Annotated in this window: 3 protein-coding genes; all 3 read left to right on the forward strand. The window is 65.4% G+C overall.

What is annotated here, in order from left to right; translation table 11 throughout:
* Positions 1-50: 50 nt before the first annotated feature.
* The 3 genes from PSH91_RS16010 to PSH91_RS16020 are packed head-to-tail and all read left to right on the forward strand — an operon-like array spanning position 51 to position 14,088.
* Positions 51-10,256 (forward strand): non-ribosomal peptide synthetase, encoded by a 10,206-nt coding sequence (locus tag PSH91_RS16010; protein ID WP_305466159.1) that lies wholly within the window; start codon positions 51-53, stop codon positions 10,254-10,256.
* Entirely contained in the window at positions 10,253-13,399 is a 3,147-nt protein-coding gene (locus PSH91_RS16015; protein WP_305466160.1) for an amino acid adenylation domain-containing protein, read from the forward strand. The genes PSH91_RS16010 and PSH91_RS16015 overlap by 4 nt, the downstream gene beginning before the upstream one ends.
* Positions 13,381-14,088 (forward strand): alpha/beta fold hydrolase, encoded by a 708-nt coding sequence (locus PSH91_RS16020; RefSeq protein WP_305466161.1) that lies wholly within the window; start codon positions 13,381-13,383, stop codon positions 14,086-14,088. Before PSH91_RS16015 ends, PSH91_RS16020 begins: the two co-directional genes overlap by 19 nt.

The raw sequence follows: 14,088 nt of genomic DNA on the forward strand, positions 1-14,088 counted from the left end.
CCTGATCGACTCACTTGAGTTTTCAAGACTTTGAAATGGACCAAACAAGCATGAACAACATCGAAGACATCTACTCCCTTTCGCCGACCCAGCACGGCCTGTTGTTCCACAGCGTCTACGAACCGGATTCGCGGGTGTATTACCAGCAGTTGAGCCTGGACATGAACGGCCCGCTGCAATTGAGCGCTTTTCGTGGTGCCTGGCAGGCGCTGATGCAGCGTCACGCGGTGCTGCGCAGTGCGTTTCTCTGGGAAGAACTGGACGATGCCTATCAGGTGGTGCAACAGGACGTTGAGTTGCCCTTGACTGAACTGGACTGGCAGGACCGCGCCGAGCCGCAGGCCGCGCTGGAACAGTTGGCACTGGAACAGCGGGCGCAACCCCTGGAGCTGAATGACTCACCGCTGATGCGCGTGTGCCTGGTGCGCCTGGCCCCCGAGCGCTGGCACCTGATCTGGACCTTCCATCACATCCTTATGGACGGCTGGAGCGTCGGCATCGCCGTGCAGGAATGGCTGGCGCTGTACTACGAACAAGCCCATGGCCGCCCCGCCCACTTGGCGCCGACCCGCCCTTATCGAGACTACATCGCCTGGCTGGCGGAACAGGACATGGCCGCCACCGAAAGCTTCTGGCGCGAACAGTTGCAGGACGTGAGCGAGCCGACCCCACTGCCCAGCTTCGCCGTACGCCAGCCAGCGCCTGCGGGGGCACCGTTCGCCGAACGGGAAAGCCTGCTGGCCGCCAGCGAAACCGAGCAACTGGCGCACTTCGCCCGTCAGCATGACCTGACCATCAACACGCTGATCCAGGGCGCCTGGGCACTGCTGCTGGGCCAACACGCCGGGCGTGACGACGTGGTCTACGGCGTCACCGTCGCCGGGCGTCCGGAGAACCTGGCGGCGGTGGACAGCACCGTCGGGCTGTTCATCAATACCTTGCCGCTGCGCGTGCAATGGGCCGACGAGCCGACCCTGGTGGACTGGCTGCAACACTTGCAGCAAGCCAACAGCGATCTGCGCCACCACGCCTACCTGCCCCTGGGCAAACTCAAGTCGATGACGCGCATCGCCGCTGAACAGGCGCTGTTCGACTCGATCCTGGTGTTCGAGAACTTCCCGGTCACCGACGCACTCAACCAGGACACCGGTGGCTTGAGTTTCAGTGCCCCGAGCAGCGACCAGCAGGCCGATGGCATTACCCTCACCCAAGGCCGCAACCACTTCCCGTTGTCGCTGATCGTGGTGCCGGACAAACAACTGCACTACCTGATCAGCTACGACCGCAGTCGCTTCAGCGATGCCGAGGTCGCGGTGTTGTCGGCCCAATTGCGCGCGATCCTGTTGGCGATGACGGCGCACGCGCAGTGCCGGGTCAGCGAGCTTGAATGGCTGAGCCCTGAAGAACGCCAACAATTGCTCGTGCAGGGTCGCGGCGTGCAACTGCCGGTAGCCGCTACGTGCCTGCACCAGCGCTTCGAACAACAGGTGGCCGCCCACCCGCAACAGCTGGCGGTGCGCGACCGCCAGAGCGCACTGACTTACCGTGAACTGGATCAGCAGGCCAACCGCCTCAGCCAGTACTTGCGTGCCCAGGGCATCGGCCACGACAGCGTGGTGGCACTGGCCCTGGAACGCAGCGCCGAGTTCGTGATCGCCCTGCTGGCCACCCTCAAGGCCGGCGCCGCCTATCTGCCGCTGGACCTCAAGCAGCCTGCCGGGCGCCTGGCCGACGTGCTGGTGGACAGCCGCGCCGCACTGCTGATCGGTGCCGCCGCTTCACCCCTGCTCAAAGACCTGGCCGAGCACACGCCCACGCTGTGGTTGGCGGAACAGACCGACGCCATCGCCTCCCAGCCAGACACGCCACCGGTCGTGGTCCACAGCCCGACCGATGCTGCCTACGTGATCTACACCTCGGGCTCCACCGGCACCCCCAAGGGCGTGGTGGTCGAGCACCAGTCCATCGTCGATTACCTGACGGCGGTGCACGCAGTGCTCAACCCGCCACCGGCGGCTCGCTACGGCTTGCTGTCCAGCATCGCCGCCGACCTGGGCCACACCCAACTGTTCGGCGCCCTGTGCAGCGGCGCCAGCTTGTTGCTGGTGGATGAAGACAGCGGTTTCAGCCCCCTGGCACTGGCCGAACTCTTCGATCAACACCCGGTGGATGTGCTGAAGATCACCCCCAGTCATCTGGCCGGCCTGTTGCAGGCGTTGCCCGATGCCCGCCTGCTGCCCCGCGCCCTGCTGGTCTTCGGCGGCGACGCCCTCAGCCCGGCGCTGCTGGAACAGGTCAACCGCCTGGCGCCAGGGCTCAGGGTGTTCAACCACTATGGGCCGAGCGAAGCGACAGTCGGGGCGATTGCCACCGAGTTGCCGGCGGGCCTGCGCAGCATCGCCCTCGGCCGGCCACTGCCGAACCGTCAACTGCAAGTGGTCGATGCCAACGGCCGCCTGGTGCCCACCGGGGTATCCGGCGAACTGCTGATCAACGGCGCCCTGGCCCGGGGTTACCTGCACCGCCCGGACCTGACCGCCGAACGCTTCCATCTCGACGCCGATCAGCAACGCTGGTATCGCACTGGCGACCGCGTGCGCTGGCAAGTGGACGGCCAACTGGCGTTCCTCGGTCGGGTCGACAGTCAGGTCAAGATCCGCGGCAACCGCCTGGAGCTGGGCGAAGTCGAAGCGCAGCTCAAGCGCCTGTCGCCGCTGATCGAACAGGCGCTGGTCCGTGCCGTGGAACTGGACGGCAGTTTGCGCCTGGTGGCCTACCTGGTCGCCAGCCAGTCGCTGTCCGCCACGAAACTGCGTAACGACCTGGGTGCGCGGGTGCCGGACTACATGGTGCCGGCGCACTTCATCACCCTCGACGAACTGCCCCTGACCCGCAACGGCAAGGTCGATGTCCAGCGCTTGCCGCTCCCGCAAAAACCCACGGACGACAGCGCCACCCATGTCGCGCCGCGCAATGAAGTCGAAGCGCAGTTGGCCGCCATCTGGCAGGAAGTCCTGAAGCTGGAACGTGTCGGCGTGCACGACAACTTCTTCGCCCTGGGCGGCGATTCGATCATCAACTTGCAGATCATCGCCCGCGCCAACCAGCAAGGGCTGAAACTCACGCCCCGCCAGCTCTTCGAGAATCGCACCATCGCCGATATCGCCCGGGTGCTGGGCGCCGATGCCAGCCATGGCGTGGCACACGAGATTGCCGATGGCTATGACCTGCCGCTGGCCGCCGGGCAACTGGCGCGCCTGCAACAAGGGCCGTTGCACGCCACCTGGCGTTGCGTGGTGCTGAGCCAGGCGCTCGATAGCGAGCTGCTGACCCAGGCCATCATCGCCTTGCAGCAACACCACCAGGCCTTGCGCCTGGCGCTCAAGGCCCTGCCGGAGGGCCAGTGGCAGCAACGGGTACTGGTCGCGGCCAAGGCCCCGGTCATCGCCACCGAGAAACTGGAGACCTGCGCCCCGGCGCAACTGCAAGCCCTGGCCCAGGCCGGTGTCGACGCGCTGGCACTGGACGCCGGCCAAACCCTGCATGCCCGCCTGCTGGAGGTGGACGGCAAACACGCCCTGCTGCTGGCCGCTCATCCGCTGTGTCTGGACGAGGCATCCTGGGCGCTGCTGCTGACCGACCTCAACCTGGCCTTGGCGCAACTGCGCTATCAGCGGCCGGTGCGCCTGTCCTACACCGGTGGCGATTTCACCCAGTGGACGCGGCACCAGCAGGCCCATGCACAGGGCGATGCCCTGGACGACGCCTGGGAACACTGGCTGCAATACGCCGGCACGGAAACGCTGCAACTGCCGGACAGCCAGCAGCCGGCCAGCGTGGTCGAGCAGACCCTGCCGGCCGCCACCTCAGGTGAGCTCAAGCGTTTGGGCGAAGTGCTGCAACTGGACTGGAACAGCCTGTTGGCCGCTGCCGTGGTCGAACAGTGCCGTGAACTGTGCGGCAATGGCCTGGTTGCGCTGAGCGTGCACGATGCCCGTCCAAGCGCCGAGCGTCTGCCGGTAAATGCGCCGATTGCCGTGGCCGACCTCGACCCGGCACGCATCATGGGACCATTGGCCCTGGCGGTGCCGTACTTCCTCCAGCCCGAAGGCGACAGCCTGCTGCAACGCTTGCAGGCCCTGACCGCGCAAATGCGCGCCTACCCGCAGCACGGCGTCGACTATGGCGCCCTGCGTTTCCTGTCGGACAACACCTACCTGCAAGAACCGCTGCGTGATCTGCCGGCGGCATCGGTGGCCATTCGCTGGCTGGGCAACCTCGACAGCCATCGCGAAGAGCGTGGCATCCTGGCCCAGGTCGAAGCCGCAAGCCCCGCGACAGCTTCGCCTTGCCCGCTGACCCTGGACGCCTGGTGGCAGGACGATTGCCTGCACCTGCGCAGCCACGGCGCCCTCGCCGCCGACTGGGCACCGCGCCTTGCACAACGCTTGAACGAACTCGCCGGATTGGCCAGCGCAGCCGACCTGCGCCCCGCCAGCCAGGCATTTGCGCTGTGCCACAAGCAAGCGAAAACCCTGGCATCCGAACCGCTGGACTGGGCGAACATCGAAGACGTCTACCCGCTGTCGTCCATGCAACAGGGCATGCTGTTGCACACCCTGCTGCAACCCCACAGCGGCATCTACCTGATGCAGCAACGCTACAGCTGGGACGGGGTACTGCAGCGCCCGGCGATGGAAGCGGCCTGGCAGTTGTTCCTTGAGCGCCACCCCATGATGCGCACTGCCTTCTGGTGGCAGGACGATCATGAGCCGCTGCAATGCGTATACCGCCAAACTCATCGGGCGTTCGACTGGCAGGACCTGCGCCACCTCGATGAAGAACAGCAGCGCCTGGCGATGGACCAGGCCCTCGAAGCACAGCGCCTGCAAGGTTTCGACATGGCCTGTGCGCCGCTGACCCACCTGCGGGTGTTCCAACTCGATGAGCGACGCTTCGCCGTGGTGCGCAGTTTCCACCACATCCTGACCGACGCCTGGTGCTTCGGCCTGCTGATGGAAGACCTGCTGGCGATCTATCAGGCCATCGTGCGCCAGGAGCCGGTGGCCCGTCCACGCCTGCGCTCCTTCCGCGGCTACATGAGCTGGCTGGAACGCCATGACATGGCCGCCGCCCATGCGTTCTGGCAGGCCGAAATGGCCGGTTTCAGCGAACCGACACCGCTGCATGTGGACAGCCCCGTGGCGCGTCCGGAGCAGGCACCGGAACAGGTTGGCGATTTCGACCAGACCCTGAGCATCGCCCAGACCCAGCGGCTGCAGCAGCTGTGCCAGCAATACCAACTGACCCCCAACACCTGGATCCAGGGCGCCTGGGCGCTGTTGCTGTCGCGCTACAGCGGCAACCGCGATGTGCTGTTCGGCGTGACCGTCGCCGGCCGCCCGACTGACCTTGCCGGCGTAGAAGAAATGGTCGGGCTGTTCATCAACAGCTTGCCTCTGCGCATCGATGTCGATCCCGAGGTGCCAGTGGCCGACTGGTTGCAGGCGCTGCTGTCCCACAACGCGCAATTGCGCGAACACGAAAGCGCTTCGCTGGTGGACATCCAGCGTTGCAGCCAAGTGCCGCGCGGCCAGCAGTTGTTCGACAGCCTGGTGGTGTTCGAGAACGCGCCGCTGGATATCAGCAGCGTGAAACTGGATGCCTTCAGCATCGACATCTATGAAGACCGGGTGCACACCAACTTCCCGATGACGGTGGTGCTGTACCCCGGCGACCGCCTGGGCATTCGCCTGTCCTACGACAGCATGCGTTTCAGCACTGACACCGTGCAGCGCATGCTCGGCCATCTGGTGCAGCTGCTTTCGGGCATGCTGGAGACGCCGCAAGCGCCACTGGGCAGCCTGCACATGCTGCCCGAGGCGGAACGCCGGCAGTTGCAGATCGACTGCAACCGCAGCGACGTCGACTTCCCGCTGGAGCGCGGCTATGCGGCGCTGTTCGCCGAACAAGTTCGCAACCGTGCGCAACACCTCGCTGCCGTATGCCAGGGGCAATCGCTGACCTACGCCGAACTGGACCACCGCGCCAACAGCATCGCCCATGCGCTGCAAGCGGCCGGTGCCGGCCCGGAAACCCTGGTGGCGCTGTTCGCTGAGCGAGGCCTGGCCTTGCTGACGATGATGATCGCCACGCTCAAGGTCGGCGCGGCGTTCCAGGCCCTGGACATCCAACAGCCCCATGCTCGTCTGGCGGAGCTGCTGGACCTGGGCGAAGCACCGCTGTTGCTGGTCTGCGAGCACGCAAGCTCGACGCTGGACTACGTCCTGCCGCAGATGCGCCAGCAACCCACCTGCCTGATCGCCCAAGCGCTCTGGCAAGGCCGCGAACAGCCGCCGGTCACCTATGCGCACAACCCGGATCAACTGGCCTACGTGATCTTCACCTCGGGTTCCACCGGCACGCCAAAAGGCGTGATGGTTGAACAACGCGGGATGCTCAACAACATGTTCGGCAAGGTCCCGAGCCTGGGCCTGGGTGAGCACGACCGGATTGCCCAGACGGCTTCGGCGGCGTTCGATATCAGCGTGTGGCAGTTCCTCGCCGCGCCGCTGTTCGGCGCCACCGTGCACATCCTTCCCGATGCCCAGGCCCACGACCCTGTGGCTCTGCTCGATGCGGTTCAAGAGCAGCAACTGACACTGCTGGAAACCGTGCCGGCGCTGATTCGCGGCATGCTCCAGGAAAGCCAGGCGCACCACACCTTGGCGAGCCTGCGCTGGCTCCTGCCCACCGGTGAGGCATTGCCGCCGGCCCTGGCGCGGGACTGGTTCGCCCGCTTCCCGGCGATCCCGTTGATGAACGCCTACGGTCCCGCCGAATGCTCGGACGACGTTGCCTTCTACCCCATCACCGAAGCGCCCGCCGACGACTGCCTGCACATGCCCATCGGCAAGCCGACCGCCAATAACCAGGTGTTCGTTCTCGACTCGGCGCTGCGCCTGGTCCCTGTCGGTGTACCCGGCGAATTGTGCATTGGTGGTGTCGGCGTCGGTCGCGGCTACCTGCGCGACCCGCAACGCACCCGCGAAGCCTTTGTTCCGCACCCGTTCCAGGCCGATGCGCGGCTGTATCGCAGCGGTGATATCGGCCGTATGCGCGCCGATGGCGTGATCGAATACCTCGGGCGGCGCGACCAGCAAGTGAAGATTCGTGGCCACCGCATCGAACTGGGCGAGATCGAAAACCGCCTGATGCAACACCCAGCGGTGGACAGCGCGGCGGTGCTGGCACTGCCCGACGCGCGCGGGGCGTTGCAACTGGTGGCCTGGTATGTGCTCGACGACACGGCCAACCTGGGCGGCGAGTCCGCGCAACAGGTCTTGAGCGCTTACCTGGGCCAGCAACTGGCAAGCTACATGGTTCCAGCCCGTTGGCTGGCCCTTGCGCAATTGCCGCTGAACGCCAATGGCAAGGTCGACCGTCGCGCCCTCGCCGCCCTGGGTGTGCCCCAGGACGAAACGGCGCAGGCGCAATGTTTGGCACCGCGCACGCCGACCGAGCAGGTCCTGGCCGAGCTGTGGCAGGAAATTCTCGGCCTGGACACCGTCGGTGTGCACGACGACTTCTTCGCCATCGGCGGTCACTCGCTGCTGGCCACCCAGGTGTTGTCGAGGATTCGCCGACGGTTGAACGTGAACCTGCCGCTGCGCACGCTGTTCGAGCGTGGCACCCTGGAACAATTGGCCGAAGCGGTCGATCAGCAACGCGACGCCCAGACCGAGGCCGACGGCAACAGCGAGATTGCCCTGGCGCCACGCAACCAGCCATTGCCGCTGTCCTACAGCCAGCAACGGTTGTGGTTCCTGGATCGCTTCGAAGGCCCCAGCGCCGCCTACAACATGACCACCGCCATCAGGCTGCGTGGTGCGCTGGACGTCGCAGCGCTGCAAGCGGCGTTGCAGGCAGTGTTCGAACGCCATGAGTCCTTGCGCACGGCGTTCCATCTCCACGGCGACCAGCCTTGCCAGGTCATCAGCCCGGCACCGCGGGTTGACCTGACGCCGACCGAGCTGAGTCACCTCGACCACGAGGAACAGGCGCAAACCCTGCAACGCCTGATCAATGAACAGGCGGCACGCCCGTTCGATCTGCAACAGGCGCCGATGTTGCGCGCCAGCCTGCTGCGCCTGGGCACCGACGATCATGTGCTGCAACTGGTGCTGCATCATATCGCCACCGATGCGTGGTCCATGGGCATCCTCATGCAGGAGCTGATCGTCGGGTACCAGGCTCGTACCAGCGGTTCGACACCGGTGCTGCCGGTGTTGCCGATCCAGTTCGCCGACTATGCCTACTGGCAACGCAGCGAAACCCAACAGCGCCTGCTGGCACGGGCCATCGACTACTGGCGCCGCCAGCTCGACGGCGCGCCAACGCTGATCCCGCTGCCGCTTGACCAGCCACGCCCGGCGCGTCCCGACTATCAGGGGGCGGCCCTGGAGCAACGCTTCACACCGGCCCAGGCCCAGGTGCTCAAGGCCTATGCTCAACAGCAGCGGGCGACGCTGTTCATGGTCCTGCTCAATGCCTTCAACAGCCTGTTGCAACGGGCCACCGGAACCAACGACTTTATCGTCGGCACCGACCTGGCCAACCGCGAACATCCGGCCCTGGAACATCTCATCGGGTTCTTCGTCAACGTGCTGCCGATTCGTGCCCGCCTGAGCGAGGGCGAAAGCTTTGACGCCCGTCTGCAACGCTTGCGCGAGGATTGCCTGTCGGCGTTCCAGCACCAACAGGTGCCGTTCGACAAACTGGTCGAGGAGCTGCAACCGCCGCGTACACCAGGGATCAATCCCCTGGTCCAGGTGCTGTTCGTCATGCAGAACACCCCCAGCGGCAATGCCAGCCTGCCGGACCTTGAGGTGGAACACCTGGTATCACGCCAGGAAAACAGCAAGTTCGACCTCGCCGTGTTTGTCGAAGAGGACGAAGATCAAGGCCTGAACGTGCGCTGGGTGTATCGCACCAGCGTGTTGCACGAGCCGACCATCCAGCGCCTCGAACAAGGCTTCGAGAGCCTGTTGGAGCAGATCGTCTCGCCTCCGGGACAAGCGCTGGACAATTGGTCGTGGCGCCTTGAGGGTGGCAACGCCAGCGCAGCGTCCCTGGCGGATTCGTCGCTCGACGAAGCCACGGCCCGCAGCGCGCGCAAGCAGTCCAAATTGAGCAAGCTCAAGCAGACCCGTGCAACCGCTGTGAGCCAGGTGGCCCATGAGCAGGTCCGTACCCGCACCCTCAGCGCCGGGCAAGCCTTGCCGTTGGTGATTGAGCCGTTGCTCGGCGACCTGGACCCGGTGCACTGGGCGCTGCAAGCGCGGGAATGGATCAATGCACAGCTGCTGACCCACGGCGGCCTGCTGTTCCGGGGTTTCAACCTGCCGGATGCCAGCGCTTTCGAACAGTTCGCCCAGGCCATCGAACCCGACCTCTACGGGACCTACGGTGACCTGCCGAAAAACAAGTCCGGCAAGAACATCTACCACTCCACGCCGTACCCGGAACAGCACATGATTCTCTTCCACAACGAGAGCTCCCATCTGCCGCAGTGGCCACGCAAGCAGTGGTTCTATTGCGAAACGCCGGCGCCGCGGGGCGGTTGCACGCCCATCGTCGATTGCCGGCAGGTGCTGGCGCGCTTGCCCGAGGACATCGTCGCTCGCTTCAAGGCCCTGGGGCTGCTGTACGTGCGGCACTTCACCGACAAGCTGGATGTGCGCTGGCAGGACTTCTTCAAGACCGAACAGCGCGAGGAAGTCGAGCGCCAATGCCTGGCGTCGGGCATGCGCTGGGAATGGCTGGGAGCCGACAACCTGCGGATCGCCCAGCACTGCCCGGCCATCGTCGAGCATCCCGAGACCTTGGAACTGTCGTTCTTCAACCAGGTGCAACTGCACCACACCGCCTGCCTGGAGCCGGAAGTGCGCAGCAACCTGATCAGCCTGTTCGGCCCCGGACATTTGCCACGCAACGTGTACTACGGCGATGGCAGCGTGATCGAAGACGCGGTGATGCAAGTGATCGGCGAGGCTTATGAAGACTGCGCGGTACGTTTCAGTTGGCAAAAGGGTGACATGGTGATGCTGGACAATATGTTGGTGGCCCACGCCCGGGATCCCTTCGAGGGTGAGCGCAAGATCTGTGTCGCCATGGGCCAGATGATGCGTCGCGAACAATTGACCGGTTGCCTGCCCGAAGCACAGCCGCCGCTGGCTGCGGAGGTGCAGGCATGAGCGCCTTTGAAACTCGCGAAGAAGCCTTCGCCCTCTCGCCCCAACAACGCAGCCAGTGGTTGGCGGGGTTGCCAGCGGCGCGCCTGGAACTGGAAATAAAAGGCCCGTTGGCCCTGGAGCGTCTGCACCAACGACTCGCCGCCCTGAGCGTGTGTCACGAGGCCCTGCGCCTGAGGGTACGGCCAGAGCAAGGCTTGCTGATGCCCTTGCAAGTGGTTGAATCCACGGTCATGGCCACGGACGCCATCAGCGTCGAGGTGCAAGCGCTCGACGGCGATCGGCAGCGGGTCACGCTGCAACTGCCGGCGCTGAGCGCGGATCGCGGGACCTTGCTGCGCCTGGCGCAGGCATTGGGCTCGATAGAGGCGCCATCGGTGGATGACGAGGCGATGACCTATACCCAGTACAGCGCCTGGCTCTACGAGTTGCAGGCCGATGAAGACGCCGAGCCTGGCCGGCGTTTCTGGGCCAGCCAGGCCCTGGACGAAGCGGCCGCCAGCGAGTTGCTCTACCGTGAGGTTCGCAGCGACCGCTCCGACGCCCCGGTGACCACTCGCTTGAGCGCCAACCCACAGTTGAGCATGGCCCTGGACAGCTTTTGCCAGCGTCACGACGCATCGCCCGAACAAGTGCTGATGACGGCCTGGGGCGTGCTGTTGCAGCGCCTGAGTAGCGGCGACAGCCCGGCACTGACGTTGAACTGGGTCCACGATTGCCGTGACGACTATGAAGAACTCGCCGATTGCTGGGGATTGTTCGCCAAGCCCCTGCCCCTGCGCTGGCAAGCGGCGGCGGACAGCCAGTTTGCCCAGGCGCTGGCGAACCTGCAGGTGCTCTACGAGCAAGCCACCGAATGGCAGGAATACTGCGGCGTCAGCGCTGCACTGCCGGCCGACACTTTGCAGTACGGCTTCCAGTGGGGTGGGCAGTTGCCCGATCGACTCGACACCTTGGGCAGCATGGCGTCGACGCTCACGGTGCTGGACGCACAGGCCATCCCCGCGGGCATGGAGCTGCTGTTGGTGGCCGAAACGACCGCTGGCGGCTATCGCCTGAACCTCTGCCACCTGCCGGGCCGCTATAGCGAACAGGCCGCCCTGGTCCTGCTGGAGCAACTCCAATCGCTGCTGCTCGATGCCCTGGCCAACCCAGGCAAGCCCCTGGCCGAACTGTCAGTGCAGGCGCCGAGTTTTACCGCAACGCTGACCGCCCTGCAGGCGCCATCCGACGCTGCGGCACTGCCGTTTACCAGCGTGCCGGCGAGTTTCGATGAATGTGCCGCGCAGTTTCCCGAATATTTGGCCCTGCGCGACCCCAATGGGCAGTTGAGCTATGCCCAACTGCAGGCCCGCAGTAACCAACTGGCGCATTTCCTGCGCGCCCAGGGCGTGGGTCGCGAAGATCGCGTGGCGCTGTACCTGGATCGCTCGGCACAGATGGTCCTGGCCATGCTCGCCGTGCTCAAGAGCGGCGCGGCGTTCGTTCCCCTGGATGTGCATCAGCCGGCACAACGCTCGCTGGCGATCCTGCAACAAGCCCAGCCGACCTTCATACTCAGCGGCTCGGCCGGCAGCGCCCCTGCGTTGCCGGGCATCGGCAGCCTCGACCTGCGCGAGGAAGCGGCCTGGCAGCAAGCGCCAACGACTGCAACCAACGTCGAGATCCAAGGACAGGACGCGGCCTACGTGCTGTTCACTTCCGGCAGCACCGGTACACCCAAAGGCGTCATCGTCGAGCACCAACAGCTGGCCAGTTATGTCGCCAGCGTATCCCGGCGCTTGCAACTGGCCGCAGGCGAACGCAGTGCAGTGGTCACCTCACTGGCGGCCGACCTGGGCTACACGTTGCTGTTCCCGGCCCTGCTCAGCGGCGGCGAATTGCACCTGCTGGACAAGGAAACGGCCATGGACGCCCAGGCCTGGGCAGCCTGGCAGGCGCAGTACCCGATTGATCACCTGAAGATCGTGCCGTCGTTGCTCGACGCCTGGTTGATTCACGCCCAAAGCGCTGCCGTGTTGCCGCGCAAGCAATTGATCCTCGGTGGCGAAAGCTGCTCGCGGCGCCTGCTGCAAAGCATTCGCAGCCTTGCTCCGGCGCTAACGGTCTTCAACCATTACGGCCCGACCGAAACCACCGTTGGGGTGGTGATGCACAAAGCCGATCCGAGCGTGGATTATCGTCGCCTGCCCCTCAGCGACCGCCTCGACGGCATGCGCCTGTACCTGCTCGACGAGCAGCAAGCGTTGGCCGCCCCAGGGCAAAGCGCCGAGCTGTATATCGCCGGCCCGCAACTGGCCCGCGGGTATCTGGACACGCAACAAAGCGCCGAACGTTTTATCGAGCTGGCACATCGGCCGGGCGAACGCCTCTATCGCACCGGCGACATGGCCCGCTATCGCCATGACGGCAGCATGGAGATCACCGGGCGGGCCGACCGTCAGGTGAAAATTCGTGGGTTCCGCGTGGAACTCGACGAGATCCAGGCGCAGCTGACCAGCCTTCCCGGTGTGGCCCAGGCCGCGGTGGAATGCATCCCTCGCGGCGAGCTCGGCCAGCAACTGTTCGCCTTCATGACCCTGGCGCCCGGGCATTCGACCACAGTCGCCAGGCTGCATGGCCAGGCCCAGGATTGCTTGCCGGACTACATGCTGCCCACCCTGCGGATCGTCGAAGCCTTGCCCCTGATGGGCAACGGCAAGCTCGACCGCAAGACCTTGCAGCAATGGGCTGACAAAGTCCTCGACACGGTCGGCAGTGCCTTGCCACGCACGCCGCTGGAAGCCCTGCTCGCCGAGGTCTGGGCACAGGTGCTGGGCCTGGAGCGAGTGGGCATCGACGATGATTTCTTCGAGCTGGGCGGCCATTCCCTGGCGGCAGTGACGCTTGCCAGTCGCCTGCAGACCGCGCTGTCGGCACCGGTGACGGTCAATGCGGTGTTCAACGCCCCCGAGCGTCTCGGCATTTGCAGCATTGGTGCAGGCCGAGCTCAAACTCTCGCCACTGGTGCGGTTGTCGGCGCCAAACGCTGTCGAAGCCGCCAACCTGTTCTGCTTCCACCCCTCCACCGGCCACGTGGGATTACCGCACGCTGCTGGCGCCGCTGTCGGCCTGGCATCTGTGGGGCTTGCAGGCGGCGTACCTGAGCGACGACAGCACAACGCTGGGCGGCGATATCGAGAGCCTCGCCGCGCTCTATGTCGAGCACCTGCGCCAACAGCAACCCCAGGGGCCGTACCACCTGCTGGGCTTCTCCCTCGGTGGTCTGCTGGCGATTGCCGCGGCCGCGCGCCTGGAAAGCCAGGGCCAAGCAGTGGCGTTTCTCGGTATCATCGACTCGCAGTACCAGCATCAAGCGCCAGAAGACAGTGTCGAGGCGCTGCTGGAGTCAGCCTCCCAAGCGCTGACACCGGACAGCCAGAGCGTGATGCGCCGGTTGCCACCACCGATCATGGCCGCATTGCTGGAGCAACTGGACGCCCTGCCCCCAGCGGCACGCCTGCCAGAGCTGGTGCAGTGGGCACGCCAGCAAGGCCTGCAACTCGATGGCGACAGTTGGGAGCATTTGCAAACGCGGCTGCGCTACCAGCAGCACACGCAGCATCTGCTGGCGACCTTCAAGCCTGCCCGGCTAAGCTGCCCGGTGCATGTCTGGTGGGCCAGCGACACCCTGGCCCAGGCTGACTTCGCCGACCCGCATTGGGAAGACCTGAGCAGCGGGCCGTTGACCCGCGAGGTCATCACGGCGCAACACCTGACCATCCTTGAGCAACGCGCCTTGCACGAACAATTGGCGGCGCGTCTCACGGCCATTGCTACACACGGAGCGGTTTGA

The organism is Pseudomonas sp. FP1154 (assembly GCF_030687245.1).
Taxonomy (GTDB): Bacteria; Pseudomonadota; Gammaproteobacteria; order Pseudomonadales; family Pseudomonadaceae; genus Aquipseudomonas; species Aquipseudomonas rhizophila.